General features: G+C 45.7%; 24 protein-coding genes. 5 read left to right on the top strand and 19 right to left on the bottom strand.

All coding sequences use genetic code 11. The features are described 5' to 3' along the window. Positions 1–267 precede the first annotated feature (267 nt). From CWC03_RS13290 to CWC03_RS13270, 5 genes are all read left to right on the top strand, one after another. A complete protein-coding gene (locus CWC03_RS13290; protein WP_138582309.1) occupies positions 268–1,515 on the top strand; it encodes an efflux RND transporter periplasmic adaptor subunit in 1,248 nt (415 codons plus the stop codon). Between the two features lie 18 nt (positions 1,516–1,533). Continuing rightward, entirely contained in the window at positions 1,534–2,241 is a 708-nt protein-coding gene (locus CWC03_RS13285; RefSeq protein WP_045988646.1) for an ABC transporter ATP-binding protein, read from the top strand. Beyond that, a complete protein-coding gene (locus CWC03_RS13280; protein ID WP_138582308.1) occupies positions 2,238–4,625 on the top strand; it encodes an FtsX-like permease family protein in 2,388 nt (795 codons plus the stop codon). Before CWC03_RS13285 ends, CWC03_RS13280 begins: the two co-directional genes overlap by 4 nt. Before the next feature lie 68 nt (positions 4,626–4,693). Beyond that, positions 4,694–6,064, top strand: a complete 1,371-nt coding sequence (locus CWC03_RS13275) for a sigma-54-dependent transcriptional regulator (RefSeq protein ID WP_138582307.1) — start codon at positions 4,694–4,696, stop codon at positions 6,062–6,064. A gap of 8 nt (positions 6,065–6,072) precedes the next feature. Then, positions 6,073–7,368, top strand: a complete 1,296-nt coding sequence (locus CWC03_RS13270; RefSeq protein ID WP_249314040.1) for a sensor histidine kinase — start codon at positions 6,073–6,075, stop codon at positions 7,366–7,368. A gap of 27 nt (positions 7,369–7,395) precedes the next feature. On the opposite strand, the gene CWC03_RS13265 is transcribed toward CWC03_RS13270, so the two are convergent. The 19 genes from CWC03_RS13265 to CWC03_RS13175 form a co-directional block, all read right to left on the bottom strand. Further along, a complete protein-coding gene (locus CWC03_RS13265) occupies positions 7,396–8,535 on the bottom strand; it encodes a PAS domain-containing protein (RefSeq protein ID WP_138582305.1) in 1,140 nt (379 codons plus the stop codon). 105 nt (positions 8,536–8,640) lie between these two features. Next, positions 8,641–9,720, bottom strand: a complete 1,080-nt coding sequence (locus CWC03_RS13260) for an NAD(P)/FAD-dependent oxidoreductase (RefSeq protein ID WP_138582304.1) — start codon at positions 9,718–9,720, stop codon at positions 8,641–8,643. Between the two features lie 11 nt (positions 9,721–9,731). After that, positions 9,732–11,660 carry a LodA/GoxA family CTQ-dependent oxidase gene (locus CWC03_RS13255; RefSeq protein ID WP_138582303.1) on the bottom strand — a complete coding sequence of 643 codons (1,929 nt, stop codon included), beginning with the start codon at positions 11,658–11,660 and terminating at the stop codon, positions 9,732–9,734. Positions 11,661–11,933: 273 nt separating this feature from the next. Then, the gene (locus CWC03_RS13250; protein ID WP_138582302.1) at positions 11,934–12,944 is read right to left on the bottom strand and encodes a phage late control D family protein; all 1,011 of its coding nucleotides are present in this window, start codon (positions 12,942–12,944) and stop codon (positions 11,934–11,936) included. Position 12,945: 1 nt separating this feature from the next. After that, positions 12,946–13,161, bottom strand: a complete 216-nt coding sequence (locus CWC03_RS13245) for a tail protein X (RefSeq protein WP_010378405.1) — start codon at positions 13,159–13,161, stop codon at positions 12,946–12,948. A 25-nt stretch (positions 13,162–13,186) separates the two neighbouring features. Further along, on the bottom strand, positions 13,187–13,618 hold the full coding sequence (locus CWC03_RS13240; protein WP_010378403.1) for a phage tail protein: 432 nt from the start codon (positions 13,616–13,618) through the stop codon (positions 13,187–13,189). A gap of 14 nt (positions 13,619–13,632) precedes the next feature. After that, the gene (locus CWC03_RS13235) at positions 13,633–16,791 is read right to left on the bottom strand and encodes a phage tail protein (RefSeq protein ID WP_138582301.1); all 3,159 of its coding nucleotides are present in this window, start codon (positions 16,789–16,791) and stop codon (positions 13,633–13,635) included. A 255-nt stretch (positions 16,792–17,046) separates the two neighbouring features. Continuing rightward, positions 17,047–17,304: a phage tail assembly protein gene (locus CWC03_RS13230; protein ID WP_010378399.1), complete on the bottom strand. Its 258-nt coding sequence runs from the start codon at positions 17,302–17,304 to the stop codon at positions 17,047–17,049. Positions 17,305–17,307: 3 nt separating this feature from the next. Continuing rightward, a complete protein-coding gene (locus CWC03_RS13225) occupies positions 17,308–17,817 on the bottom strand; it encodes a phage major tail tube protein (protein ID WP_010378397.1) in 510 nt (169 codons plus the stop codon). After that, positions 17,817–18,980: a phage tail sheath subtilisin-like domain-containing protein gene (locus CWC03_RS13220; protein WP_128728006.1), complete on the bottom strand. Its 1,164-nt coding sequence runs from the start codon at positions 18,978–18,980 to the stop codon at positions 17,817–17,819. Before CWC03_RS13220 ends, CWC03_RS13225 begins: the two co-directional genes overlap by 1 nt. A 135-nt stretch (positions 18,981–19,115) precedes the next feature. Continuing rightward, positions 19,116–19,451 carry a GPW/gp25 family protein gene (locus CWC03_RS13215; protein ID WP_017218947.1) on the bottom strand — a complete coding sequence of 112 codons (336 nt, stop codon included), beginning with the start codon at positions 19,449–19,451 and terminating at the stop codon, positions 19,116–19,118. A gap of 9 nt (positions 19,452–19,460) precedes the next feature. Then, entirely contained in the window at positions 19,461–19,658 is a 198-nt protein-coding gene (locus tag CWC03_RS13210; protein ID WP_017218946.1) for a hypothetical protein, read from the bottom strand. Between the two features lies 1 nt (position 19,659). Then, positions 19,660–20,349 (bottom strand): phage baseplate assembly protein V, encoded by a 690-nt coding sequence (locus CWC03_RS13205; protein WP_138582300.1) that lies wholly within the window; start codon positions 20,347–20,349, stop codon positions 19,660–19,662. Next, positions 20,346–20,924, bottom strand: a complete 579-nt coding sequence (locus tag CWC03_RS13200; protein ID WP_138582299.1) for a hypothetical protein — start codon at positions 20,922–20,924, stop codon at positions 20,346–20,348. The genes CWC03_RS13205 and CWC03_RS13200 overlap by 4 nt, the downstream gene beginning before the upstream one ends. A gap of 78 nt (positions 20,925–21,002) precedes the next feature. Beyond that, on the bottom strand, positions 21,003–21,230 hold the full coding sequence (locus CWC03_RS13195) for a phage tail assembly chaperone (protein WP_138582298.1): 228 nt from the start codon (positions 21,228–21,230) through the stop codon (positions 21,003–21,005). 2 nt (positions 21,231–21,232) lie between these two features. Further along, positions 21,233–22,060 (bottom strand): hypothetical protein, encoded by an 828-nt coding sequence (locus CWC03_RS13190; protein WP_138582297.1) that lies wholly within the window; start codon positions 22,058–22,060, stop codon positions 21,233–21,235. Positions 22,061–22,069: 9 nt separating this feature from the next. Then, positions 22,070–22,822: a phage tail-collar fiber domain-containing protein gene (locus CWC03_RS13185; protein ID WP_138582296.1), complete on the bottom strand. Its 753-nt coding sequence runs from the start codon at positions 22,820–22,822 to the stop codon at positions 22,070–22,072. Then, the gene (locus tag CWC03_RS13180; RefSeq protein WP_138582295.1) at positions 22,822–23,931 is read right to left on the bottom strand and encodes a phage tail protein I; all 1,110 of its coding nucleotides are present in this window, start codon (positions 23,929–23,931) and stop codon (positions 22,822–22,824) included. Before CWC03_RS13180 ends, CWC03_RS13185 begins: the two co-directional genes overlap by 1 nt. Beyond that, complete coding sequence (locus CWC03_RS13175) at positions 23,924–24,832, bottom strand: baseplate assembly protein (RefSeq protein ID WP_249314039.1); 909 nt, start codon at positions 24,830–24,832, stop codon at positions 23,924–23,926. The genes CWC03_RS13180 and CWC03_RS13175 overlap by 8 nt, the downstream gene beginning before the upstream one ends. Positions 24,833–25,138 lie beyond the last annotated feature (306 nt).

The following is a 25,138-nucleotide window of genomic DNA, read 5'->3' as shown; positions in this document are numbered from 1 at the left end:
ATAATTAGTAGTTATCCTTACATCTTTTTCTATGCCAAATAAAACCAGACCACACACCAAACTGCAACAAAAAATTACATAAATTCAACAAAAATGCTGTGCTAACTCATCCCAAAACCACAATTTTTATTTTCGAAACCGCAAAAACACTTCCTCCTCCGGCAAGAAAAAAATAAAAAAGTACAATAATTTCAGTAAATTAAACTTTGGCATGCGACTTGTTATCTACTGAGTAATAACAACCTTTATTCCACCAGAGATATCAACATGGATATACAAGTCGAACATAAAAAGCGCAACAAGATTAACTGGTTGTGGGCTATTGGCGGAACTGTTTTCGCCGTAGTTATTATATGGCTGCTAATACAACCCTCAGCGCAGGCATCTTTGCCTATGGCAAAAACATGGATTACGGAGGTCCAGCAAGGGGATTTAGAGGTCAGTGTATCTGGATATGGTCAGCTTAAATCGAGAACGCCGCGTTTGATAAGTGCCGCAAGCGATGCCACGGTTGAAGAAATTTTGCTGCGCCCAGGTGCACAAGTTAACCCCGACAGCATCATCATGAGGTTACAAGATGCAAATTTGGCCCAATCTTTAAAAGATGCCAAACGCAGTTTGGCGCAATCGCAAGACCAATATCTACAGCTCGATATCAATCAACAAAGAGAATTGCTGTCTCATCAAGCGGATTTAGAAATTCTGAGATCTGAGTTAGAAAGTGCCGAGCTGGAGGTTACCGCTCAAGGAGAATTGGTTGAAGATGGAGTTGTTTCTAAACTCGACTACCAACGCGCGGTACTTACCCATCGGCAGTTGAAACGCCGCATTAATATAGAGCAGCAGCGAATAGCGCAATTACAGACCTTACACAAAGCCAATCTACAGCTTGCGCAGTCGAATATTGATGCCAGTAATGAAGCATTTTTATTGGTACAAGATAGGGTAAATAAGCTCACGGTACGGGCTGGGATCAAAGGGGTCTTGCAGCAACTTCATGTGGAGCTTGGACAAAGCGTGTCTCTTGGCACTCAATTGGTGTTGGTTGGTAGCACCACAGATTTATATGCGCAACTGCAGATCCCACAAGCCTATGCTCAGCAAATAAAGTTGGCTCAGCAGGTGAGCATCAATACTCGTAACGACTTAATTGAAGGCCAAGTGTCGCGCATTAATCCAATGGTACAAAATGGCAATATTGAAGTTGAGGTGACACTGCCCAAAAGTCTGCCCGCGAGTGCTCGTCCCGAGCTAAATATTGAGGGGAAAGTCTCTATCGACAAATTGAGTTCTGCGCTGTTCATCGATAAACCCGTCGGTGCAAAACCGTATAGTCAAGCAACCTTATATCTTGTTGATAAAGAAAAACAACAAGCCCATGCAATTCAAGTACACTATGGCGCAGAAACGTCACAGCACATTCAGCTGCTCAGTGGCGCTTCGACAAATCAGCAGTTTATTTTGTCGGATATGGCATCTTATGCCGATACACCCGTAGTGACTTTGAGCAAATAACAAACCAAAGGAAGAACAATGAATAATAAACATGTTATTGAACTTAAAAACATCACTAAAAAGTTTGTCCTCGGCGGAATGGAAACACTGGCACTGCGTGGCGTGAACCTGAATGTGACTCAAGGCGAATATCTGTCAATTTCAGGTCCATCGGGCTGCGGCAAGTCAACACTTTTAAACATTCTTGGTTTATTAGACAGCCCAAGTACCGGTACCTACACAATTGCGGGTAACGATGTCAGTAACCTTGACGTCAACCAAAGAGCCACACTAAGAAATAAACATATTGGTTTTGTATTTCAGTCATTTAACCTTATCGATGAGTTGAACGTCTTTGACAATATCGCCTTACCTATCAAGTACAGTAGCACTGCACTCTCAAATACTGCGTTAAAAGAACGGGTAATGACTTGCTTAGAGTTAGTACAAATGACCCATAGAGCAGAACATAAGCCCAATCAACTTTCTGGCGGGCAGCAACAACGTATCGCCATTGCCCGTGCACTCGCCAATCAGCCAGATATTTTGCTTATTGATGAACCTACAGGAAACTTGGACTCAAAAAATGGCGATGCCGTAATGAAAATGCTGAGCGACCTAAACGCCCAAGGCACAACCATGTGTATGGTTACTCACGACCCTAGATATGCAGACATGGCAAAACGTAAACTATTCTTGTTAGATGGGGTGATGGTAGATGAAATGAATTTGGAGATGGTGGGATGATAAAAGAGGAATTTAAGCTCGCACTGTCAAACCTTAGGAAGCTTCCGGGATTTAGTCTTACCGTACTTATCACCCTAGCATTAACCTTAGCAGCGCTAACGGTAGTGATTAATATCAACCATAGATTGATCACGCAACCGCTTCCCTATCCTGATGCAGATAGACTATGGGTGACCGATCAAAGCGAAACCATTAATGGAGAAACCCAATATGGATTCCAACTGCTCTCCACCCAGTTTCGACTATATCAAGATAAGCAATTTATCGACAAAATGGCGATGATGCACTTGGTATCATCTCGTTTTATGGACATTAAGGATATGCCCACGGTAGACATTATTCGAGTGACTCCCGAATTCTTTGAGTTGTTGGGTACTCCATTGCACCTTGGTCGCGCGCTAAAAAAAGATGAAGGTGTCAGCGACGAACAAAAAGTCTTGGTACTGAGTTACCAGTCTTGGATAACGCATTTTAATGCCAACCCAGATGTCGTTGGTAGCTACACGAGCATCAATCGTGAGCGCTATCAAATTATCGGAGTTACGGGAGAAGCGTTTGAAGTGCCTGAAATCTTTGGTGGCTTCCCCGTTAGCGGTTTTAGTAGCTTTCCGGAGCCTGTCACCACTACCTCGCATTGGAATAGTATCAGCAGTGAATTTAACGGCATCGCTCGGCTTAAAGCGGGTGTAAACATAGAGCAGATGAATCATGCGCTGGGCGAGCAAATTAACACGCTTTACCAATCCCGTGAGAACGTAGCGCCCGACACGCGAATTGGCGCTAAGTTTACACAACTGCGCGACAAAATCGTTGCACGAAGTGATGAACTAGCAATTACCTTATTATTCTCAGCTGCAGTTTTGGTGCTCATTGCCCTGACTAATGTGGTTAATTTATTTCTCTCAAGAGCTGCGCAAAAACAGCGCACCATAGCAATTCAAGCGGCACTGGGGGCAAAGCCTACTCACATTTTTGTCAGTATGTTTTGTGAAAGCGTGCTGTTAGTGGGCGCAGCCACTATACTCGGATTATTGCTTGCCGAGTGGTTGAATGTTTGGTTAGCAAACGACTTGAGCTATTTATTTAGTCGCATGCAGAGCTTAACTCTGGACTGGCCGACCATAGTGGTTGCTTGTGCACTGAGTCTGATAATATCGCTTCTCATCGCCTGGTTTACCAGTAAACAAGTAAACTATCATGCACTGACAGATGCGCTACACAGCAGCGGTAAAGGCACTGGCGCGCAAATTTCCAAGCGTACTCGTCAAGTGTTGGTGGCATTACAAGTGTGCTTTGCCAGTATTTTACTCTTTCTTGCAGCCAACAAATTAATTCCCGCATACGCGCAAATGACTCATCCCACAGGGTTTGATACTGAGCATTTGTACTATGTCCGTATTGATGGCAGTGCCACAGAAATCGATAACTTTGAGCTTGGCAAACAAATCAAACAGCTTTTAGCCAATCAAGCAAGCATCGCATCGGTCTCAGCAAGTTACACTTCACCGCTACAAATGGGGTGGCAAAACTATTTGTATGATCAAAATATTGCGCTGATCGGTATCGTCAGTTTGTCCTTTTACGACGAAGACGGTTTCACTGCGCTTTCACTGCCACTTGAGCAAGGAAGCCGATTTACACCGATCATGGCATCAGGCTCAGACAACAATGAAATAATTCTCTCGGCCTCACTTGCTAAGCGTTTGTACAAAGATGAAAATCCAATCGGTCAAACCCTTTATGCAGACAGAGAAGAGCCAAGAAAAGTGGTTGGGGTTGTAAGTGATATTTACGTGCCTACGGGCAACCGAGGCTATACCTTAGAGCGCTATTACTTGCCTGTCACTGAAGGCAGCACATCTTTTATTATCAAGGGGAATGCGGAGCTGTCAAAAGTCCAATTAACTCATGCTCTCAAGGCCATTCATCCGAGTCTAACCTTTGCTTTCTTTGAGTCTGTAGATGACATGCTCACCCAGAGGTTAAGACAAACTTGGCTGCAAGCAATGTTGACTGTTGCCCTATTAGCCCTTACCTTAAGCCTAGCTGGTGCTGGGATCTACGGCGTGCTCAACTACAGTGTACAAATGCGTCGCTATGAGCTTGGTATTCACTTGTCATTGGGTGCACATACACACAAACTGATATCACAAGTGCTCAAGCAAAGTCTAACACCTGTAATGATTGGCCTTGGAGTGAGTGCATTAGCCATTGCAATCGGGTATGGAATTTTGACAAAGATAAGCACAGATACTATTTCCGTGAGCTGGTTCGCCGTTATCGTGACAATCCCTATCATGCTGCTGATCGCGCTCATCGCAAGCTATTTACCAGTGCAAAGAGTGATAAGCCAAGATCCCATTAAAGCGCTAAGAAACGAATAAGTTAATAATAACAACAGGAATGCGTAGGCAAAGCGTGGCGTTTAATCTCACTTTGCCTACAACACACTATGCAAGGTTCAATTTTAATTGTTGATGACAAGGCCGATATCCGCCTTAGCTTACAGTTTTTACTAAAAAACCACGGTTTTACCATTTTCCAAAGTAGTAGTCTTGATTGTGCCGCTAAGCAGCTCAATGCGAACGACATTGATATTGTACTGCTAGACATGAACTATGAATTCGATACAACATCCGGCGATGAAGGCCTCTCTTTTTTGAGTCAATATGCAAGCCAAAGTAGCGCAACATTTATTGCGATGACCGCTTGGTCTAGCGTCGAACTCGCCGTCGAAGCCATGCAGTGCGGCGCCAAAGACTTTTTTGCCAAGCCTTGGGACAACCACGCTGTGGTAACGATGGTGAAAAAGCATTTAGGGCTAAAGCAAATCGCTGCAAAACAACAACCTGCTTCTTCCCAACAAACCATAGCTAAAATAGCGTCAAATGTAGAGCCAGCTGAAGCGTTCCTCTGGTTAAGCCCCACGATGCAAACACTAAAAAGCCAACTTGACCGTATTGCAAAAACCAAAGCGAATATATTGCTTAGAGGGGAAAATGGGACAGGAAAATCACAGATTGCCAACTATATCCACCAGCAAAGCAACATCAAAGGCAACTTTGTGAGCACCAATATGGCTGCCATTCCAGAGTCATTGTTTGAAAGTGAAATGTTTGGCCATGTGAAAGGTGCGTTTACTGACGCTAAACAGGATAGACAAGGTCGTTTCTCAATGGCTGAGCAAGGAACTTTATTTTTGGATGAGGTTGGCACACTCACAGAGCCTCAACAAGCGAAGCTACTACGAGTATTAGAAACAGGGGAATATGAAGCCGTTGGCTCAAGCAAAACGCAGCATGCAAGCTGTAGAATTATTAGCGCAACTAATGCAGATTTAGAATCGCAACAACAAGCAGGTCAATTTCGTAGTGATCTATATTTCAGACTAAATACAATGGAGTTTGAGATCCCACCATTGCGCTTGCGTCGCACTGAGATAATTCCGCTGGCCGACTTTTTTATTCAAAAGCACGCAATGGCCTATGGATTAGACGTAAAACCCTTGTCTCACGCAGCGCAAACAAGACTACAAAGTTACGCATTCCCAGGTAATATCCGTGAACTTAGCCATATGATGGAACGTGCGATTTTGCTGTGTGATGGCACTGAAATTGAACAAAGCGCGCTTTCTTTTAAATCTGTAGCAACCACAGAGCAGAGCGAGCCTGAAATGATGACGCTAGATCAAGCCGAGCAAAAGTTGATTAAAATGGCGCTGTGCCAATGCCATGATAATGTGGAAGATGCTGCGGTTTTACTTGGGATCAGTAAAAGTGCGCTATATCGTCGCCTTGATAAATTCGATATCAAAACGCGATGAGCTTACCTATGAAAAAGCCTAACTTTGAACAGACTATCGAGATTGTTTGTCTGATTATTTGGTTGCTGTTCGCCGTACTCAGCGCTTTTTTTATGGTCACCCTTGAGGTCTCAACACTCAGTGTTATCACCTACTTTTTCCTTGTCCTTTGTCCGCTCGCACTGCTGTTGTATCATTTTAAACAGCGCCTGATACAACCTTTTTATCACCTATCAACCACGATAGAAGCGATTAAAAACGAAGAGTATGGGCAGCGCTTTTACACCTCTGACAGCACGGGAATTCTTCACAGTTTGCAGCAAGAAACACAGCAATTATGTCAGCAGCTGCAATCATTCAAATCAGAGCGAGACCACCAAGCCATATTACTGTTTAGACTCATTGAACAACTGCCCAGTCCCATCGCAATTTTCGATAACAATACTGCATTGGTGCATGCCAATGAAGCTTTCTCAAATTGGATTGGCAAACCATGGCAAAGCCAGCGTTTATTAAAAGCGCATAAGTTTAGCCTTGAGTATCATAGTGGACATTGGCGCTTTAACCACTCCACCTTAGGTGATGAGTGGCAGCTTCGCTATAGCGAGCTTACCATTGCAGGCATGCAGGCGCACTTGGTGATCCTAACCGATGTGCAAGCAGTTGTCAGTCAAGCTCAGCGCGACGCTTGGCAAAAAATGATCAGAGTGCTCAGCCACGAAATTCATAATTCCCTCTCGCCAATTAAGTCAGTGGCTCAAACCTTGATAGAAATTCCTACCACGCAAGAGAATCAAGCCGATTTTGAACAAGCGCTTGGCGTAATTGTGCAGCGCAGCGATGGCCTGATGTCATTTGTTAATCGCTATGCAAGCGTTGCAAAACAACATCAACTTGATATAGAAACGATATCCATATGTGACTTACTAACGCCGCTCGCAGGGCTTTTCGACAATCGCTTGAGGTTAACCATTGAACAGGACTTTACACTGCAAATTGATCAAAGCCTACTTGAGCAAGCGCTTGTAAACTTGATTAAAAATGCCTTAGAAGCTGGGGGGGAGCGCAATGCTGTTTACGTTAAAGCGTATCACACTCATAAATTCGCAGGTATTGAAGTACTCGATGAAGGTCATGGCATAAAGAACGCCGACAACCTATTTGTACCTTTTTACACCACTAAAGCAGCGGGTAAAGGGATTGGGCTCATCTTAGCTAAAAACATAGTTGAACAACATAACGGAAAACTGAGCTTAACCAATCGTAAAGATGCGCAAGGTGCAATTGCTCATATTCAGCTTCCACTGATGGCAGTAAGTACGTGAGTGTTCACTGCCACCTCTAGACGACATTTATTCAGACATTTTAAGCATCGCAATCAACTGACGACCAGCGGCAATGGTATTGGTTTCACCACTATAGATGTTGTCGCATTCTTTCGATTCAAACACTTCTTTAATCCAAACAAACAAATCTTTATTAAACATTACCAGCATTTCGACAGGAATATCTTTATCATGCAAATGTGCCGTTAAACATTCTGCAACCTCATCAATTAATAACGCGCCATCGTTAAACTCAACACAAAAATATAAGCTATTGGCCAGTTCTTTATACAATTTAACGATAAGTTCAATACGTTGCTGCGAATAGCCATTTGCTTGGACAAGCCCAACTTCAGCATCCACTTCATCCATCGCTTCGAGTAGACAAGCTACATCATCGAGCTCTATTGGACACTCAAGCCAAAACTCGCTTGCGGATTCAGGCTCTTTTTGCAATTTACTTGAAAACGCTCCAAGGTCGTCTGGACCCATATCAAAAAAAGCATCATCAAATAAGTCATTCGCTTCTTCTGAGCGCAAATTGCCATTAAGTATTTTTTCATTTTTCTTCAGCTCTTCGAGGGTTTCATCGAACAATTCTATTGCTTCTGACGATGCTTTTCTTTTGTCTCTTTGTCGGCGGGCCTCCGGCCCTACAAATTCCTGATTATGCGAGATTTTAAAGTAAAACTTCTTAAAAACCTCCGTTGACTCTTGGATTTGCTCAGCGAGTCGGCGCAGATTAGTTAAGTCTTTTTGCATGGAAATATAATGTGTCACCTCCCCTTGCTCATTTCGAATAGCCGATATATTCCACTCTACCGGATACATACTGCCATCTTTACGATAGTTGATTGAGGAGCCGTAGAAAAAGCCGTCGCGTTCAAGGGCATCACTTAATTTAGCAATGACGTTTTTATTGCTTTTAGGACCTTGTAAAATCGCAGGAGAACTACCTATAAGTTCCGCGAGATCATAACCGGTATGTTTGCAAAAATTTTTATTAGCGTAGACGATGCGGTAGCCATTTTCCCTATCTGCATCGGTGACAACCACCGCATGATGAGAATGCATAAGTACTTGTTTTAATAATTCTATTGCTGAGGTTTGCTTTAGTAACTGGCTGAAAAACAAGGTTTCTTCTATGTTGTTTTGCTGGATAGACATTTTGCTTCCCTAAGCCTTGCGAGGCTTATTAACACGTATTTAAACAGTAGCTCAATTATTATTACCTGCTACTTTTTTAGCACCAAAACATAGTAATAATACGTGTTAACTGATCAACTTTGATCCCTCATAAAAGTGCTGCCGGTGTTCAAGGTAACGCATCCACACTCTATCCATTTGCGATTGATATAGTGCTGCGCCATGCTTGTAATCCACACCGTGCAACAGCAGCATATCCGCAAGTTGCATGCTGCTGGTCATGGCATGCAACATTCCCTGCGAAGAGAGCGGATCAAAGCTCATGCTCGCATCACCCACCGCATACCAACCTTTTGCTGCGCAACTATCCAATCGGGCCGAATTTGCACTCACCATAGGATGCAGGTGTGCTGTTTCTATATTCACCAAGTCCACTAAGGTGTTAAATCCCCTCACCTGCTTTACTTTGGCTAAAAAATCTCGAGCGTTGGTGATGTTGCACTTTTTGATCGCATCAGCGCAAGCCTGCCAAGAAAACACCCGAGGCTGCATATTGGAGTCGAGTGAAGAGCATGCCGCGCTCGGCGCACTATACCACCAGCCATTTTCTTCATCGCTTATCACCGCAAACTGTTTCGTCGTGGCAACCTCTGCGGTAAGCCACAGTGCCATTTGCTTATCAAACTGTTGTAGTTTTGCACCGAGTCGCCTCGCCAGATGACAGGCGCGACCGGTGGCATCAATAAGCAGTGTTGTCGTGATAGACATGTCAATGTCGCAGCCTTCAACCCTAACTTGCCACCCTGATTGTGTTTGCACCACATCAGTGAGCTTTGTAGAAGATAACAAAGGGATACCACGAAGCACTAATTGATCACGAAGCTGCTGTTCAAAATGCTGCCGATGAATGTGCCACCCCAAACCATCGGGGTTTTTAACGTTATCCACTATGGTAGGCGATTCACTACCCCAAAACGAAATCATACCGTGACAAGTGAGATGTTCCGGGCTTTGTAGTAAGTGCAACAAATTAAGCTTTTTGAGAATTCTAGACGCCGCTGGCGGTAAACACTCGCCCACTTTTTCTTTGGCTGCGGCGAGCTTATCGACTACTATCACCTGATAGTGAGGATGCAAAGCAAGTGCAGCAATGCATCCTGCAATGCCTGCACCTACAATGACGATATCCGATTTCCTTTCAGCCATATTAGCCCTTATTATTTGCGATTCCGACGATGTGCTTTGTCGGTTTGTGACAAATCAGGACGACAATCTCGCATGCTTTCGTTATTATCCGCAGCCAGCAGTTTTTCCGCTTTGGCTGGTGTTAATCCTACTTGCATGGTGGTTGGAAAACCAGTTACGCCTTTTTCTGTTTTCGGTAATACCACCGCCAATTGACCAAACCCAGTGATCATACTGTTGATCTGCTCGATATAGTTGGTTGAAGGGCCTATCGGCAAATCGTTTAGCCACAGCTCCCGGTCATTAAATGCTGCTTGTCGCTCTGCAAATGGCTTTGTTTCATCGACTACTCGGTGATAATTTTGCTCGCTAAGCATATTATTTGGCACTCGTGCAGGCCAAAAGGTCGGTAAATAAGGGTCGTACGCTTCATTGTAGCCATCGCGACAACTCGCGGTGTCTGTTTGCCAGGGAATGGCCATCCAACGCGTAATGCCACCAGCAACCTGCCCCGTTTTTAACGGGCCGCTCGAATGCAGCGCGATTTCTGATGTCATTTCCACGCCATAATTGGTGCCGTGGGTCGGTGCAGTATCCTCTGAGTGCTTAAGGCGGAAAGCTTCGCTATACATGCCTGCTGTACGCATTGGCCAAGTCATTTCACATCCAGGGTGGAAAGCATCCGCTAAACAGAACTCCATCGCCGCCTTGGTTAACATATCAGGCTGCTCAGCAACCGGTATTTCATCAATGCTGGTTGGGGGGCGATAACAAGGGTCATAATCAGAATCAAATTCGCCATTCGACCACTGCTGTAACATATTCAACTGAATTTCTGTCAGGGTGACAAACTGCCTTGGCGAGTCATCGGCATCTACACTCATCGCATCGCCGTACAACCAAGGCCACAACTGCGGAGCGGTAGCGGCAAATTTAGGGTTCCAACTATGTTTTTCATCCGCTGTGGTGACTTTTTCTATTTGTCTAAAGTTATTAAAGAGATTACGTCTTGCTTCTTGCCATGTGCGTGAGTTGTCATTTAAACGGCTGATCCAAGTCTCTGAAGTAAAATCAAAGGGGCTATTCCAGCCAAACCCTGCGGCAAATCCCGCATTAACCCATTGTAAATCGGTTAACCTTTGGAAAATTGGCAGAATGTCTTTACTAAAGGAAGGTTTACCTTCAGGTGCTGGTAGCATCTTGGCATCAACTGCAACCTGACGCATTAAATCCCACATGGTTCGCGGAGATTTTTGCATTGGTGCGTAATCTGGTGGTGCACAAATAACCCATGCAGATTTCACATCTAGTGCTTTGCCTTGATATTTCACCTCAGCAGTTACCGGGCCGTCCGAAGTATCGTCGTACCAGCCTTCATTATTACCGAACGTGATCGCTTCGTGGCCTTGAGGATTTTCTGACACCCCGTGCCCACCAAGCATCAGTAAGCGGCCCTTATCATCGGTACGCATTTCGCCTAAGTACACTTTTTTACCGGCAAAACATCCTTCAAAGCGACTACAACCGCACCCAGAAGCAATACCACTGATCTGCTGCGCCCCACCATCAATGAGCAAGCTGTTACGGTCGTTTACATTGAGGTTGCGTAGTAAACTCGGCTCGGCTTCAGCCGCCTCTGGAATATCCAACGCTAATTGAAACTCATACCAAGATGCTTTTTGATTAGCCAAGCGAGCATGCCAAATGATAGAAGCACCGTCGTCGCAAGTGAGCTCTTTAACGATGTTGCCCTCGGCGTCCAATCCATAAATACGAAAACGCGCGGCTTGGCGCTTCAACGCCCCCGTGCTATCGCGATAGTAATTCATATCTCTTGGAATGGCGGTATCGACCTCAGGACCAATAAAAAATTCATCTGGGCTGTTACCAACCCGCATTACTCCAATGGGTGGGTATATCGCAGCTGAAACAATGGGATTTTGATTGCAGTGATGTGACATGTTGTAATCCTTTTTGCAGTGGTTCAATTCATGAAGCATTACTGCAGTGTAGAAGCTATTTCTGACTTACACCATTACATCAAATTACAGGTAGGAAAGAGGCCAGAGCCTCAAAATGAGGATGGCCCACATGGAGAAAGGGTATATCTCACCTATGATGGATGAGATAGAAGTACACCCTGTGCGGGACACAGGGAGAAAGGAAAAAATTAAGGAAGGAAGCGCTCAACGCGATAATCGCTGACGCCTAATATAAAAAGTGTGGGATTTAACTTAACCTAATGCTTCGCATACTAAATAGCTTTTAAATCCGGCGTGATTAATTACATGTTTGACCTCACAGACAAACCAGTCGCCGTTGAGGTTATCATCAACCTCTTCGATAGTTATCACGCCACCTGCTAATAAATTAGGGTCGCCAACCACACAAAGCTGCACACTGGTATGCGCTCGATGTAAACGCTGTAACATGGCCTTCGCCGCGGTTTGTGCTTCGGCTTCATTAGGATAAACGTAAGAGAGTGTAGTATTAGGTGAACCGCCACCGACACTTACCAATGTTTTTTGCGCTAACGCTTTATCGTAAAAATACGCCTGCACCCCTTTAACTAACTTGTTGTGGTTAGCATTAAGCTGCCATGAAACCAGCTGCTTTTTACTTACCGTCGCGCTAGGTAAAGCTTTGCCAGTTAACGACTTTCCGGTGCCTTTAGCCATAAATATAAGCTTGTCATCCGCAATCTTCATGATTGCATCAAACTGCACAGCAAGCTTGCTTAGCAATTGCATATCGCTTTCACTTTGCTCAATGTGCGGTATTTCTCGGCCCTGAAAAGCATCGCCTATTTTTGCCTGTAGCCCATACTCACCAGCAATGTCTTGAATAAGTTTGTCCAGCATCAGCGGCTCATCCTTCCCCTGCTCTGGCCATGAGCGTATTTTTAACGCTTTAAAATCTTGATCCCACAGCACTTTATTACCATAAAATGTCAACGAGCGATTGGGGCCAGTCAACTCATAAGCGCCCACTTCGAAAATACCTAATTTGGTTGAAGGAGCACTCTGATCTTTGGTGCCTTCTTTATATCCCATCGCAATTTCTAGTTGATCCGTTGGTGCGGGTAAGGCAATAGGCGCGTCAGCTAAATTGTCAAATCGTACATAGCAGGTATCACTCGCCAGTCCCGTGCGTGTTGTAACACTGAGCTCAGCCAAGCGGTTCTTCAGTGTTTTTGATACCTCATTGCCATTTGCTTTAATAGAATAATGCGGTTGTAAGTCCATATTAATCCCAAATATTGATCACTTTAGACACAGTAGGTTTTGCGATTTCGGGAAGAAAAATACTGATCTGCTCCGAATAAATTGGCCCAAGCTCTGCCAAGCCATGATTGGCTTCTAGCACCTTTTCTACCATGCCACTACTGCGGCCATAGTGCTTAAAACAGATGAGATCGAGACAATCGCCATCTCGCGTAATATAAGTTACCCCTTTGCTCATAACGACTCCTTAGCACCCAGCGCGCTTAATAGCGGCTGAGCTCCATTGAAAATTGGATTTCTCGTGGGATCCCATCATTAAAAAATAAGGTCCGCGTTTCACTTATCCGTTTGATGACCCACTTACCCATCACGCGCCCTACGCTTGGACTAGATTTCCCACTTTCTTCAACATAGCCAAGCGTCATCGGCTCCCCTTTGGCGGCTTCATCTCTCATCATGTCTAACTGCTTCAAGCCGTTATCCACAATTTGCGGGAAGATCACCCCTTCAATGTTTAAGGTTTGCTCTCCTACGCCAATAAATTGCATCGGCGGAGAGTCCTTATCAGTCTGAGATTTGTGGGCTTCCCAGCGATATTGAGAATCGTACTGGAGCTTATTAAACGCTGCGGTGCTTACTGAAAACTTGTAGTCTCCCAGTTGCATCATATGTTTAGCATGATTAACTTTGCTCATTTAGTCCTCTATCGTTATGCCACTTGATTGTAATATCGAGCACTAAGCTCTTGCTCTGCTTGTTGCTGCTGCTGATCCAACATTTGCTTCACTTGCTGCGCAACTTCATAAGCCTGTTGGCCATCTTTTGCATTGACAGTAATATTGGCGTTCACCGTTACCGATGCAACGCCCGGTTGCGGCGCCGATGAATATTCAGATGCTTTATTCGCACTCACATTCAGTTGATTTAAACTATTTAGATCCGGTGCTTTAGCCTCATTGGTAGCTGATGTTTTGTCCTCGCTAAACCAACCTTTAATGGCATCACCAACCATGTTGTTGGTAAGGTAACCCGCCATAGGGGCCGCCATTCTCACATAGGGATTTTTGCTTTTTGACAGTGCACCAGATACCGCATCAGCAGAAAACATACCGCCCAGCGTGCTACCAATGCCAGCCGCTTTTTCTTTAACAGAAAGCCCATCATTATTGAGCGTTTCCCATACTGTGTGTGCGTTTAGCGCTCTACCTGCCAAATCACCCGCCTTGCTGACGCCGTGTATTTTGCTGGTAGTCATCCCTTGATTAGCAGCAAACGCAGCAGCCGTGCCGGTGGCCAAATTCAGCTCATTAATGACATTATTTTTAACAAAATCGAGCGCATTGTTTTTAGTTGCTTCACCACTTTGAGGCGTACTAATCGCAGCCGTTTTGTTGTCCGTTTGCGCAACGTTTTCATCGCCTTTTGATAACCAACCGCCGAGGGTGTCGCTAATTAAGCCCAGCGGCCCCATGGTGGCAAAACTCGTTGCGCTATCGAGCAAGCGCTCTGTCACCGAAGGGCTCGAGGTACCTGAAGCTGAGTCCTGAGCATCGTCAGAGAACCAACCACCAAGTTTGTCACCAAACCAACCTCCTATTGACTCACCGCCCATCGCGCCGAGTGCACCACCGACTAAGCCACCAATTGCTGTGCCAACCACAGGAACAACCGAGCCAATTGCCGCGCCTGCTGCGGCGCCCGCGAGTGCGCCGCCTGCGCCACCCGCAGCCGCTCCAACCTGAGTGGTTTTTTCTTTCTTCGTTAATGTGTCATCAGTTAATGCCGTGAATGCATCGAATGCCCCTAACGCCACGCTAAGCGGTGCAGCCGCACGCCCAAGTAACTTTTTAGACCCCTTGAATAACTGACCAAGTTTGCCACCTTTAGCTGGAGAGAAACTACCAAGCTTTTGATAACTAGCATCATTTGCAGCAGCCATCATTTTGACTTTTTTGGCTTTTGCTTTGGACTTTAGTTGCGATGCTTGATTATCTAACTGTGTTTTTACGCTAGGGGCTTTCCCGCCGTCTAACAGTTTCAAAGCGGGTTTATTGGCGCTTCGTTTGTTGATTTTGCGCGGCTTGTGCTCGCGATCCGCCGACGTTTCTTGTTTATCCGCTAGATTAGAAGACCTAGCTCGCTTGTTACGCTTTCTGCCTCGCTTCTTGCGTCCTTTTTTACGCGTAGATTTCTTCTTCTCAACATCACCTTCTAACTCAGCAAACGACTCGGATAAATCATCGCTAATACCGTCTAATCCAAACTCACCAAATAAATCTGGTAAGCTGTTGGTAAGTGAAGATAGATCTCCCTTGAGAACGCCTTTTAAATCAATATTGGAGAGTAGATCAGCGTGTTGCTCTAGTACACTTGCCGCATCGTTTAGCCCAAATGCATTTAACAGTTCAGGCCCTGCGCTTACAAGGGACTTGATGTCGCCCCCTAAAATCGCGTCGACATCCAGTTTTTCTAATGCCGGTAATGCGCCTTCGAGTACGCCTGCTGCACCATCTAACTCAAATGCCTTTAGTAATGAAGGACCTGCCGCCATAAGGCTCGATACATCACCGCTAGCAATTTGCTTGAGATTCAGTTGTTTTAAGCCAGGAACCGCAGCTTGTAGCTTATCCGCAGCATCGCCAAGTTCAAATGCTCTAAGTACTTCTGGTGCGGCATCCACTAAGCTGCTCAGCTCACCATCCATTAAACCCTTAAAATCGAGTTTTTCAGCGATAGGAAGAACTGAACCAAAAGCCTGTGACGCACCTTGCATATCCAATGCATCTAATAATGCCGGAGCACTTTGTAGCAACGACTGGATATCACCATCCGCAATTGCTCCTATGTCCAATTGTTGTAGCGCTGGCAAAGCCGCAGATACCGAGTTTGCTGCATCATCAAGTCCCGCCGCCTCGAGTAAATTTGGTAACGTTGCGGCCAACGACCCCAGCTCACCATTAGCAAGCCCGGCTAAATCAAGTTGTGCCAGCGCCGGAACTTCTTGTGCGAGAGTTTGGTTCAATGCCTTAAGATCAACGGCTTCTAGCAAGCTTGGCAAAGCCTGCTGCAAACTTTGCAAATCGCCTTGAATAAGTCCTGGAATATCCAATTGATTCACAGCTGGCGCAAACTGCGTTACCACATTTGCCGCATCGTCAAAGCCAAATTGAGTTAATAACGCAGGAGCAGCTTCTGTTAACGAACCAAGCTCTCCTTTGAGTACCTCTGCAAACTCAATATTGCTCAACAAACTGCCTGTTTCGAGCAGCTGCTTTGGCAAAGCAGCCAAATCTAAACTCGCTGTAAATTCCGGCAAAGCTTGGCCCAATGACGCTGCATCTAGGCAAAATTGCTGCTGAGCATCGGTTAGAGATTGGCTTTGCTTCGATGCATTTGTTGCCGCAGTCACGGCTGGTGCAACGGAAATTGCGTTAAAAAGTGAAGGAACGTGTTCTGCTAATGCCGCCAACTCAACTTGTACGATTTGGCTTGCGGCGCTGAAATCTAGTTCAGCAACCCGTTCAGACAAGCCACTTATCGCATGCTGTAAAGAATCGGGCAACGCCAACATGACTTGCTCAGCTTGCTGCACCAGCTGGCTACTAGGCACAGCATTTTCACCAGTGGCAGGTGCCTGAAACTCAGGTACTGAGAATGAAGCCTGTGGACTTAACACCGCGCTGGCATTAAGTTGAGTCATGATGGAGATTAATTGCTGGATCTGCGCACTAGTCGCTGAATTGGCATTGAGCTTTGCAACTAGACTACCTAAATGTGCAACTTGGTTAGCAAGCGAAGTTACCTGTGGCAACTTATTTTTGACTTTGTTCGCCTCTCGTGAACGAACCTGTTTACCTTGTTTTGTCATGGCGTTACCTGAGGAAAATAGAGAAAAGTGAAACGCTTTAGCTTAAGCTGAGGCCTAAGCTAAAGCGTCTAAAAGTATGGAAATGTGCCCCTTAAAGGGTTAAGGGGCGGTTGCGGTCATCGGTTTAGCCCGCTTCTGTCGCTTGTTTGTAATCAAGCGCTGCTTCAAACCACTCGATGAGTTCGTCTTCGGTCAGCGCGTTGAGTTCGGCCAAGCCCCAGCCAGTATATTTGGCCAGGGCGATAACCATGGCTTTTAAGCGCTTTGGCGGGACACGAGAAAAGCTTGTAGCGTTTCTCGCAGCTTCACAAAATCACTCCAATCAAGCTCTTCGATGATATCTGGAGAAACTTCGCATAAGTGCGAGAAATAACGAATTTCGCTTTCAGACTCGCTGATATCCGCTCTATCCACCATTAACCGATCGCGTACTTTTGGTCGTCTCATTGTCAGTTCTGCATACTCATGCCCATCGACCGTAATTGGGAATGCTAAGGTAATGATTTCTTTCATGGATTAAGCTCCGATTGCTGCGCGAAGTGCTGCCATTTGGTCCTTACCATTAACGGTACGAACGTCGTTGTATAGGTCAATTTCGTAAATTACATCTTGACCGATCTGTAGTTTGTACTTCTGAATTGCATATTGCAGCGTTAGCTTAGCTTCCTCGCCGTCTTTCCAGCTGCCCATATCCACTTCTTTGAAGAAGCCTTCAAGCGTTACCACTACGGGCACTGGCGCTTCGCCTTGCGCTTGGATAGCACCACGAGCCGTTAATGGCGTTGTTGCACCGCTCCAATCGCCAAGTAGCTTCATCATGTCAGCGTTGTATTCAAGTAACGTGATTGTGCCTTCTAGCTTTTCAAGTTGGCCAACATCAAGCTCAACCGGCGCTTGGAAACCCGACGTCACTTCGCGAGTTTTTACGGTTACTTTTGGTAGCTGGATTTCATCAGCGATACCTAGATAGCCTTTACCGTCTACAAACAGCTTGAATTTTTTAAGAATTTTTGGAGAGATTGCCATTATACGATTTCCTCTAGGTAGTTGTTAGTTAGAATACTCTTGAAGGTGATGTGCTCAGCCGGTGTTGGCGGCGTGAAGTCAAAGCTAAAATACACTTTACCCGCTTGAATATTGGCCGGTGTGTTTAACTCTTCATCAGCCCAAATTTGACCGCCAAGAATTGCACCTTGTGCTTTTAAGCTATCTAGGTATGACTGAACACTTTGCGTAACATCTTCGATGTAAGTTTTGGTGATATTGCGGTCAACCGCCCACATGTGCGCACGCAGTAGTGAGTCGTTGATCATATCTGCGGTACGTACCACTGACAGGAATGCCCATTTAGGGTCGTCAGAACAAGTACGGTTACCCCAAAGCTTAAAGCCGTTTTGACGAATGATGGTCGACACTTCTTTTTCGTTCAGCATATTCGCACGTGCGTTAGCATCGCCCAGCTGGAAGTCGATAGGACGTGCAGTTGCCACAATACCGTTCATATTGGTATTACTTGGGCTCCACCAAAAGCCTCGGTCGTTGTCCGACTTAGCAATCATGCCCGCAACACGTGCACTTGCAGGTTCAACTTCTGCTTTACCATCGCGGAATACTTTGACATGAGGGTCAACAACGAACACACGGCGCGAACCAAAGTCAGCACGATATGTTTTTGCATCCTCATCGTTTGTATTTGGACCATCTGCAATGATAACCGCACGAAGACGCTCAGCCACGTTCACAAGTTCTGTGATAACTGGGTTACGATTACCTTCAGGGCGTTGATGCGCATAACCTGGCGCTACAAGAATACGTGGTGTTACGCCAAGTACTGACTCAGCACCAAGAAAAGCTTGTACACCTTCATAAGAACCGTCTGCTGCCACACCGCCAACCATGTTCGACATGATTGCCGCTTCATCAGCACCATCGACACGAACCACAACAACTACCGCACCAGCTTGGTCAAAAATACCGTCCATTGCCGCAGGCAGTGTTCCTTCTGTACCCAACGGTGCAGCTTCAGCACGTTTACCAGCAACCAATACAGGTGTGTTAAGTGGAAACTTTTCTGGATCTGCACTAGGTGCGGTACCAATCACACCAATTACTGAGCTTTTTACTGTTTTGATTGGACGCGTGCCGGATTGCGCCTCAATGACTTCTACACCGTGTAGAAATTTTGACATAGTTATCTCCTTTAAAGACATGTCAGTTAGAGAATAAAAAAGGCCATACAAGCTGCCTTGTATGGCCCTAATAACTTCATATAGATTAGAGTTTGTTGACCTTATACCTAACGGATAAGGTGAATAAAAAATGACTTAGATTTGGATACCCTCGATGGTGACAGGCTCCCCGTTGATTAAATACAATCCTTTTATTTCGATAGACAACTTGCCCTCTCCTGCTGGGTGTACTGCAACACCATCAAGTTGAAAGCGTGGCTCCCACTTCTCAAGTGCATTGGCGATGGTCATAGTGATATCCCCCACCAAAGAGTGAGAAAAAGGCCTATCTACAAGCTCATATAAGCCGCAGCCATAATCGCGCCGCATCACTCGGCTCCCAAGTGGTGTGGTCACAATATCGCGAATACTCTGTTTTAGATGCTCAACACCACCTAGCGGCTTGCCCGTTTTAGCATTCATTCCTATCATGACGACTCCTTAAGTCACTTTGTAAATTCCCGCGCTGGAGCCTCCTGATACAGGAACCTCCGCAGCCTGAGTCATGTGTTCAACTACGGCTTTAGCAATCGCAGTAGCCAGTTTGCCAGCTCCTGCATGCGCACCTGCCAACACAAACCCCTCAGCTTCAAGCTCCGCTTTGATCATGTTTTCTAATGCGTTTGCATCTAATGCCATGTCACTTCCCCGCTGTAACTGTAGATGAGCCGTCACCATGTGGACTGCCAGTAAAATGACATACATGTGCCGTAGTCACACAAGGTGAGCCACCATTTAAGGCAATACTTGCTCCTTCAACACTGACGTCCCCCCCCGCTTGAACAGAAGCACTTCCATCACATTTCAAAGTTGCATCTTTTGCACTCAACACGGTCGCATTAGCTTGTGTTTCTACTCGGATATCTTTGGCTGTTGTAATATTCAGCGTCCCTGCAGAAAGCACATCCACAGTGGCATCCGCTCCTTGAATATCAATCAGATAACGATGGCTCTTTCGGTCATACGTGATTGAGCTGCCATCTTGATATTGAACCTTATGAACATCAGGGCGATTTTCAGGCGTTACTCCCAATTGTTTTGGCGCAAATTTTTGACTATACAAGCTGCCAAGTACGACTCCCTGAGAAGTATCTCCACAGGGAGATAACACCATCACTTGCTCACCAACTGCAGGTGCTTGCCAAGTCATATCATGAGCAGCTTGCGCCGTTAGCCAAGGTAACTTTGCCGTGATCCAATCACCCATTTTGACCTTGACGGTCGCCGTTTCGTAGTCCACTTCATGCACCGTTCCTAGGCTAATTAACTTAGTAAGACGCTGCTGTAAGTCGGACATGGCTAAGTCTGAAAAATGTTGATTGGCTATCACGCTATCGGTCCTTCTTCTGGGGCTTTGTAAATTAAGCGATGCTCGCCACCATGCGGGCCAAGGTACACTTCTGTCACCTCAACACCGGACTCCTCGGGGTACTCAACTTGGTAGTAAAACTGCCAAGTTAGCGTCGCCTTAGCGAGCATTGAATTGACTTGGTTGCTATAACTAAAACTGCTTTTTTCGCAAATAAAGTGTTGCCAAGGGACGGGCGTTTCGTCCTTTATAATCGAAGTCTCAGCGGCACTGACCAAGTTATCCAACCGCGCTATCAACGCCGAGGGTTCAGCCTCTTCAAGCGCCAGTTCAAGCTGCAACGTCATTACTCGTCTGTCGAGTGCATTTGGGCTCAGGTTTTTATTGTACGCAGGCCCATAAGTCACGCCTTTGTCGGCGCCCTTCGCTTGCAGTTCACTGGCTTGTCGCTCAGCGATTGGGATTAGGGTAAGCTGTGCACGCTCTGTTAAATCCGGTTGTGACTGGCTTGCTTTGAGTAAATCAACTTGAGCAAGCTCAGACAGACCGGCACTCAGGCACGCCAACACCTTAGCTATCAAGGTTTGTCGATGCATAGTTGTGCTCTCAAATTATAAATTGGCTAGATTAAATAGCCGAAGATGGACGAAACGCCCGAAAGAAGGTTAGAGATTTTAGAGTTCAGGTTTTACCGGCCAAACGACCTGATCCGGAGATTCAAAACTTTGAGGTAAATCTCGCAAAGCCTGACGATAGTCTTTTAAAGACTGAGGTACTTGACCATCCATTTCTTGATACTTTAATGCCATCCAATCCGTAGCTCTGAGGTAGGCATCACGCAAAGCTCGTGTTGTTTCCCATTCATCGAATTCAGTTCCTTCAATGCTCACTTGATCTAACATTTTTAGTTCTCCCAACTTGGTTGTGTATGAGTAATCCGATCGGCACAAGGTTGACCATTACTTGATGTGTACTTTCCACTCACAGTAACCGCCTTAGTTGCTCCACAATGATAACGCGTATCTACTTTCATGGTGATCCGAGCTAGCCCACTGTACCCTTTACCAATTTTTCTAAAATAGATTGGGATCGTAGCCCCTTCCAAATCTTTAGAAATTTCAATTTCTTGAGCCTCGTTATCTGGCTCTGAAATAAACAACTTCAGAGCACCATTCCTAGATACTTTTTTAATTTCAAGCTGACCCGATACACAGTCATGATATGACGTCCCCGTAAACTGAATTTGATCTGCATAGTGAGGTGAGGCGAACATGCCCCTATGAGCCATAATGAAGTCCAACTTAAAATAGTCGCCTTGTCCACCAAAGCCACCATTGCCAGAAAACTCTAGCATGTTTACGTAATATGGAGGCTTAGGTGTACCACATCTTGGAAAATCAGAATCCGGCCCTGTTGCATCTCCATCATAGGAGCCCGAGTCCAAGTAAGATCTATAGAAAAAGCTTTTTTCACTACCATTTACAGTAACTGGCAAACCGTTAATTTCTTGAGTATATTGACCTTTCCATTGATTAAACTGTTCTTCGGCCTGTTCTAATTGATTATTAATACTCGTAATTTCACCCGCTACTACATTTTTAGTATGCGTCACCGTTTCCGATAAAGTACTTTGAATAATCCCAACCTGATCTTCAACAGTTTGGCACAGTGCATTGGCACGTGTGGCAACCTGGCTCAGGCGCTCCGTCATGGTTAAATTGTCATTTGACATAGTGTTTCCTTATTGATGCTCAAGATTGGTTAATCTAATTTCTTGATTGGTTTGGCGGTTCATGGTGTCTAGCTGTACCGTCGTCACGTTGGCAAGTTCTGCGTTAAATAAGCCATGGAATGCTGCTACGCGATTATCTAGCCGAGCGGCATGTGTTGTATCTAATCGTGCCACTTCACTGGTGAGCAATTGTTTCAGCTCACTTAGCGCTGTTTCCTGTTGTTGCAAACGAAATTCTTGCTTGATTTGCCGATGCATCGTATCGAGCTGCGTAAGCGTCATTTCGGCCAGCTCTTTGTCAACAATCAGATTAAGATTGTCGACCCCCAGCTTTACCTCGATACTCTCACTAGGCAGTTGTGCCAAACTTAACGTTAACCACTGTAGTACTTTGACGTCAGGTGTGCGGTAGCCAAGTGTGGTGTTGGCTTTTGAATAAACCCCCAGCAAAATCAGCTCCGGCTCACCGCTTGCGTCTACTTCGCCGCTATCTAAATAAACGCCAATTTCTCTGATAGCATATTCAAGTGGTGCGTCGAATTTGCCTGCAATTTTAAGGCTCGTACTTTCACCGTCTTGATAGTCGCTGTCGGCAATCGCTACACGCTCTTTAAGGCTGCGTAGCTCAGTTTGATTTTGTGATGGCGTATAAGCAGCATCGCCAAACGCCATATGGCTGATTTGCCCCTTAAAGCCTCGCGCTTGAGCGCTGAGCAGGGCATCAAGTCCCGCATGGGTAAACTGCAGCGTTAGTGCAGACATTAAGTCGCTCCTTGTAAATGATAATGTTGATATTGAAGTCGGTGCATACCACTGGCGAGTACCACTCCTTGCATTAACTCATCAGGGTGAACGCCCAATCCTTGGCCGGTATGCATTTGTGCATTCAGCTGTTTTGCAACCGCAAGCACACCTAAACTTACCTGCGTTTCATTTGGTAAAACGCCTGTGCCTTCGGTATTTAACATTTGATAGCCATAGTGATTTATATGACCACATGCCCCTAATGCGGCTTTGCCTTGCTCAGGTTTTACCCCTAACCCCAACACTTGGGTATTGCTCAGACTCAAAGGCGCTTTGCCAAGACCTGCCGCACCAATTTGCTCTTTAAGCGCAATACCCAATTGTAAATCAACATGGATAGCACCGCGTTTCACTGCGTTTACCACACGGCGAATACGTTTGAGCATCTGGGAGGTCAACAGTCCTTGTTGTCGGTCGTCCAAATTCTGATTAATAAGCGCCCAGATCTGTACAGTACCAGGCAAACCATCGGTCTGCTGCCACCATTCCTTGATCTCGGTTTCAATATTGAGACTATCGAGCGCTTTTTGTAGCGCAAATGGGGTTCCCTTGCACTGATGAACCGTGAACGCATCCGTAATGACTTGGCGTTTAATCGCCACAGGCCAATGTTCATCCCACTCATCCACTGAGTAGTTCCACGCCAAAAAAGGCAGTAAAGGCTCAGGGCAAAGCTCGGGTTGCCAAAGACTCGTTAAGAGCAGCCGTGTATCGTTCAGTACACAAGCATCACGCAATTGGGCTCGTGCTTCATCATCCTTGAGGGAGAGCCCACTTAGTCCGACACTTATCGCTAGCCGCTCAAGTGCATCTCTTGGGAAAAACACTTGAGAATAAATAATTGGCAGCAGCTTGTTGCTTGATAAGCGTTTAAGTGCGCTGCGTAAATCAAGACAATCGACCTCCGTCAACGAGAGATAACGCGCAATTTCCACTAGCTCATCATCGCTGCGCTGCTCAAGTTTTAAGGCCGCTAATAAGCCTGCTCGGATAGTTCGAGGCTTGGCTTGCAGCTCTGCTAACCACTGCTCCAGCGTTGACGCATTATGAGGTAAAAGCTTAGTCATCCTGCCCCCTCACCTTTACCCGCAAATCCATTTGCTGACAATACGCCACCTCAATATCTAGAGGTATAATGTCTTCACTTGGCGACTCCAACCTAATATTTTCAACACCGGATAAAAACAGAGCATTGCTAATGCCCGCTCGCGTGATCTGCCGACCAAGCTGACGCCTTTCTGTTAAGTAAGCGTCAAGCGCGGCTGAGGCACTGTCCACAATCACCCCAGGCGACGGGCCTGGTAAAATCTCAAGTTCCGCTGCAATGTTAAACGACAATATCTGTGGCTGCTTGATTGTGACTCTATCGCCAAGCGGTCTCACTTTAGAGACTTCAGGCTGAGTTGACGATTCAGGGGTAAAGGCGACGTGTAATTTATTCAGCAGCTCCGCGCTTAGTGTACCTTTCCCTATTCGACTCAAGGCGGTTAGTTCTATTTCACATGGCCTCGGACTATGAACTTGCACATCGCAAATCTCATTACTCACCGACAATGCATGAAAGCGATAAGAGGCCGCGCTCCCTGCGGTATTCAGTCCATCAAACGCCAGTTGCGTTCTCGCTCTTAAACGCTCATCATCCTCATTCCCAAGCCTTGCAACATTAAACCTCGCTGCGATTGCGTCTAAATCACTCCCTGAAGCACTCGCGAGCAAGTTCGCTTCTATCGCATCATTTAGCATGCTTTGCTGAGTCAGTCCTTGATATGCCATGACTTCCAACAATTTAGTTAGCGGTTCACTTTCCAAGTTTACTACCTCTTGGAGTGCGCTATCCTTTTGCAGCAATGCTTGCTTTAATGCGTCTAGACGCTGCTCAAAGTTTAAGGGTTTTAATACTTTAGGAATGGGCAACTGCGATAAGTCCAACCGCTCAAATGCCATCATCACCTCCTCGCTTTGCGCCATAAAAAAAAACCCACAGCAAACACTTGCTTGTGGGTCTTGGAGATTGGAAACCTGTGTGCTTGTTAACTTTCTCAAGCATAGGTCTATCTTACTGGTTTTTAGGGAGTAAAACAGGTCAATCCTGACCGGTTGGAGACATATAGTAAATTCCTAGTCCCACTCTAGGGCGAGAGCATACTTCGTTAACGACCATTAACCGAAGATAAGCTCTGCCCTCGGTGCTTAAGACAACTCACTCAACTATAGGCTCATCAGTCCAGAGACCTTCTCTTCATTAAAGTCACAACTGGTTAAACGATATTCAAC

It is taken from the genome of Pseudoalteromonas sp. S2755, from assembly GCF_005886535.1.
GTDB lineage: Bacteria > Pseudomonadota > Gammaproteobacteria > Enterobacterales > Alteromonadaceae > Pseudoalteromonas.
The sequence above is the reverse complement of the archived record's forward strand: the minus strand, read 5'-3'. Positions and strand labels throughout refer to the sequence as shown.

What these genes read in the sequence shown, in the direction of transcription:
- CWC03_RS13290 (WP_138582309.1), top strand. Translation starts at nt 268, where the DNA reads ATGGATATACAAGTCGAACATAAAAAGCGCAACAAGATTAACTGGTTG.
- CWC03_RS13285 (WP_045988646.1), top strand. Translation starts at nt 1,534, where the DNA reads ATGAATAATAAACATGTTATTGAACTTAAAAACATCACTAAAAAGTTT.
- CWC03_RS13280 (WP_138582308.1), top strand. Translation starts at nt 2,238, where the DNA reads ATGATAAAAGAGGAATTTAAGCTCGCACTGTCAAACCTTAGGAAGCTT.
- CWC03_RS13275 (WP_138582307.1), top strand. Translation starts at nt 4,694, where the DNA reads ATGCAAGGTTCAATTTTAATTGTTGATGACAAGGCCGATATCCGCCTT.
- CWC03_RS13270 (WP_249314040.1), top strand. Translation starts at nt 6,073, where the DNA reads ATGAAAAAGCCTAACTTTGAACAGACTATCGAGATTGTTTGTCTGATT.
- CWC03_RS13265 (WP_138582305.1), bottom strand. Translation starts at nt 8,535, where the DNA reads ATGTCTATCCAGCAAAACAACATAGAAGAAACCTTGTTTTTCAGCCAG.
- CWC03_RS13260 (WP_138582304.1), bottom strand. Translation starts at nt 9,720, where the DNA reads ATGGCTGAAAGGAAATCGGATATCGTCATTGTAGGTGCAGGCATTGCA.
- CWC03_RS13255 (WP_138582303.1), bottom strand. Translation starts at nt 11,660, where the DNA reads ATGTCACATCACTGCAATCAAAATCCCATTGTTTCAGCTGCGATATAC.
- CWC03_RS13250 (WP_138582302.1), bottom strand. Translation starts at nt 12,944, where the DNA reads ATGGACTTACAACCGCATTATTCTATTAAAGCAAATGGCAATGAGGTA.
- CWC03_RS13245 (WP_010378405.1), bottom strand. Translation starts at nt 13,161, where the DNA reads ATGAGCAAAGGGGTAACTTATATTACGCGAGATGGCGATTGTCTCGAT.
- CWC03_RS13240 (WP_010378403.1), bottom strand. Translation starts at nt 13,618, where the DNA reads ATGAGCAAAGTTAATCATGCTAAACATATGATGCAACTGGGAGACTAC.
- CWC03_RS13235 (WP_138582301.1), bottom strand. Translation starts at nt 16,791, where the DNA reads ATGACAAAACAAGGTAAACAGGTTCGTTCACGAGAGGCGAACAAAGTC.
- CWC03_RS13230 (WP_010378399.1), bottom strand. Translation starts at nt 17,304, where the DNA reads ATGAAAGAAATCATTACCTTAGCATTCCCAATTACGGTCGATGGGCAT.
- CWC03_RS13225 (WP_010378397.1), bottom strand. Translation starts at nt 17,817, where the DNA reads ATGGCAATCTCTCCAAAAATTCTTAAAAAATTCAAGCTGTTTGTAGAC.
- CWC03_RS13220 (WP_128728006.1), bottom strand. Translation starts at nt 18,980, where the DNA reads ATGTCAAAATTTCTACACGGTGTAGAAGTCATTGAGGCGCAATCCGGC.
- CWC03_RS13215 (WP_017218947.1), bottom strand. Translation starts at nt 19,451, where the DNA reads ATGATAGGAATGAATGCTAAAACGGGCAAGCCGCTAGGTGGTGTTGAG.
- CWC03_RS13210 (WP_017218946.1), bottom strand. Translation starts at nt 19,658, where the DNA reads ATGGCATTAGATGCAAACGCATTAGAAAACATGATCAAAGCGGAGCTT.
- CWC03_RS13200 (WP_138582299.1), bottom strand. Translation starts at nt 20,924, where the DNA reads ATGCATCGACAAACCTTGATAGCTAAGGTGTTGGCGTGCCTGAGTGCC.
- CWC03_RS13195 (WP_138582298.1), bottom strand. Translation starts at nt 21,230, where the DNA reads ATGTTAGATCAAGTGAGCATTGAAGGAACTGAATTCGATGAATGGGAA.
- CWC03_RS13190 (WP_138582297.1), bottom strand. Translation starts at nt 22,060, where the DNA reads ATGTCAAATGACAATTTAACCATGACGGAGCGCCTGAGCCAGGTTGCC.
- CWC03_RS13185 (WP_138582296.1), bottom strand. Translation starts at nt 22,822, where the DNA reads ATGTCTGCACTAACGCTGCAGTTTACCCATGCGGGACTTGATGCCCTG.
- CWC03_RS13180 (WP_138582295.1), bottom strand. Translation starts at nt 23,931, where the DNA reads ATGACTAAGCTTTTACCTCATAATGCGTCAACGCTGGAGCAGTGGTTA.
- CWC03_RS13175 (WP_249314039.1), bottom strand. Translation starts at nt 24,832, where the DNA reads ATGGCGCAAAGCGAGGAGGTGATGATGGCATTTGAGCGGTTGGACTTA.